General features: G+C 37.0%; 3 protein-coding genes. All 3 read left to right on the forward strand.

The features are described from left to right. Positions 1–130 precede the first annotated feature (130 nt). The 3 genes from ACED48_RS20360 (at position 131) to ACED48_RS20370 (ending at position 2153) form a co-directional block, all read left to right on the forward strand. Positions 131–628, forward strand: a complete 498-nt coding sequence (locus ACED48_RS20360) for a hypothetical protein (protein ID WP_017057199.1) — start codon at positions 131–133, stop codon at positions 626–628. A gap of 206 nt (positions 629–834) precedes the next feature. After that, positions 835–1758, forward strand: coding sequence for a zinc dependent phospholipase C family protein (locus ACED48_RS20365; protein WP_017057200.1), 924 nt, complete (start codon positions 835–837; stop codon positions 1756–1758). Then, the gene (locus ACED48_RS20370) at positions 1755–2153 is read left to right on the forward strand and encodes a hypothetical protein (RefSeq protein ID WP_013868605.1); all 399 of its coding nucleotides are present in this window, start codon (positions 1755–1757) and stop codon (positions 2151–2153) included. Before ACED48_RS20365 ends, ACED48_RS20370 begins: the two co-directional genes overlap by 4 nt. Positions 2154–2319 lie beyond the last annotated feature (166 nt).

Genomic DNA, 2319 nt, shown 5'->3' on the forward strand with positions numbered 1-2319 from the left:
AAGCGCTTAAGACAGACTCGCAACGCGTGGCATTTTTACTATGCGTTGATTTATGCGTTTAAGGTGTTATGCAGTGACTTCGAATTACGTTGCTCACTACTTAGCTTAGCGTTAGCATTGCAAGGAAGCTATGGAATTTGTATTCGAGAACTCAGTTGTAAAAGTAAGCTCAGAGGACATAAGGTCTGCTGGTGACGATGCTGATATTACTATTTCTGAAGAAATAGGCTTCGATCGCAGGACTACAGTTGAAATTACGGAAGGTAATTCGGTTACCCGAATAGCATTACTATGGTCGCATTTTTCCAGTACAACAGAAGCTTCTTTGCATTGGAATGAGGATAATCACGTTTTGTTTCTCGGAGCTGGTAGTGTTTCAGCGGTCATTGATATTTTAAATAAACGTATACTAGACATTAATTACCCAGAATTGTTTTGGGGTTGGAAGTATCTGAAAGGAAATATTTTAGAACTTGGTGAGTTAGATTGTCGCTTGTATGCCTCTAGTGGTCAGATTATAGGTCAAGCACCAGTAGATCCTCCATATGATTACAAGGTAACTGATAAAGGTGTTTTCTTTTTCAGTATTGTTGCGGGTAAAACGAGTATCAAGTTAAAGCAATGCTAACAAACAGTTCAAGCAGACCAAAAACGCGTGGCATTTTTAGTTTGCGGTGGGTTTAGTGATTAAGGTGGCTTGCAGAAACGACATTTATGCGTTTTTGGCTACTTAACTGGGCGTTATATGCTATTACTGGCCAACCTTATCTACATCACATTAAGTCTTTAAATTTAATAGTAAAATCATTGATCATTTATTATGGAGGATTAGCTATGCCAGGCGCATTTGCACATATAACAGCTGTTAATTTCGCAATAAGTAATTCAAATCTCAAATCATTAAATATGCCTAAAAAAGCAAAGTTAGCTCTCAGTCGAAATCAAAAATTCGTTGAGCTAGGCTGTGTCAGTCCTGACTTTCCTTATTTAAAATTAGGAAGTCCAGACCAAAATGAATGGGCCGATAAGATGCATTATGAGAAAGTAGGCGTCTTAATAAGAAAAGCAATATTACTTGTAAAAAATTTATCAGGCGAGGATCAAGAAAAAGCATTTGCTTGGCTTTGTGGTTTTGTTGCCCATGTCATTTCTGATATTACAATTCACCCTGTTGTTGAGATGAGAGTTGGGCCATACCATGAAAATTCTCAAGAACATCGAATTTGTGAGATGAATCAAGATGCGTATATATGGCCAAAGTTAAACTTAGGTGAAATCGGTTATGCTGAAAGGGTGAACAATAATATTGGATCTTGTAACGATCCTACAAACCCATCGAATTTAGATAGAATAATTACTAAGCTATGGGAAACTTGCTTAAAGGATGTTTTTCCTGAAAAAGCTGACTCTACACATCCTGATATTAACGGTTGGTATAAAGGCTTTCAGTTTATAGTTGATAATATTGAAGAGGGTTATCGACTTTTTCCTTTAGCTAGACATGTTGCTGCGAAACAAGGGTTGGTTTATCCAAGTTTGGAAGAGATAGATGAATCTTATATTAAAGCTTTGAAAACACCTTGTGGGATAGAAGATTATGATTCAATTTTCGAACGAGCAGTTGAAAATGTGAAGCAATACTTGTGTTACTTGTCTAACGCTGTTTTTGATGATGGTAGTGTTGATATGTTTTTAAATTGGAACTTAGACACTGGTCGTTGTGAAAAGGAAATGTTGACTGCTTGGAGTAATTCATGAAATATCTAAACTTATTAATATTATCAATGTTAACTGCTGGATGCGCTGTATCTAAACCATATAACGATGAAAAAATGTATGACTTAGCTTCCCAATTTAAAGATCTTGCTCAAACTGTCGATGGATCCATTAAATTTGGTGATGTCATGATTGATAGCGGTGCACAGGCCTTAGAAATTGTTTCAACAGAGCAACCTGATAAGGTTGCACCTTTTGTTAAATATACAATTAAAGCTGAAATGCAAGGCGACAATGCCGTACTTCTATTGTGTGAAGAAGATGTTGCCTTAATCGAAGATGCAGGGTGTAACGCTGTACTTGATAAAGTTTATTGGCATGAACTTAAAAGTAATAGTTGTGTGATTACATTGCAAAGTAATCAGGTATGCAATTAGAGAACGCATATAACAAAGCATTTAAGAGTGATTCCCAACGCTTGGCATTTTTAGCTCAAGGTTGGGTTTCGTGTTTACGGCGCAATGGTTTAGGTCAGGTGACAGCGTTGCTCACACCTTAATGCGGCGTTAGTTTGCAAAGGGCAGAAAAGCGTTTGTAGTCTAA

Origin of the sequence: Vibrio sp. 5S239 (assembly GCF_041439575.1) — a bacterium.
GTDB lineage: Bacteria > Pseudomonadota > Gammaproteobacteria > Enterobacterales > Vibrionaceae > Vibrio > Vibrio kanaloae.

What these genes read in the sequence shown, in the direction of transcription:
- ACED48_RS20370 (WP_013868605.1), top strand. Translation starts at nt 1,755, where the DNA reads ATGAAATATCTAAACTTATTAATATTATCAATGTTAACTGCTGGATGC.
- ACED48_RS20360 (WP_017057199.1), top strand. Translation starts at nt 131, where the DNA reads ATGGAATTTGTATTCGAGAACTCAGTTGTAAAAGTAAGCTCAGAGGAC.
- ACED48_RS20365 (WP_017057200.1), top strand. Translation starts at nt 835, where the DNA reads ATGCCAGGCGCATTTGCACATATAACAGCTGTTAATTTCGCAATAAGT.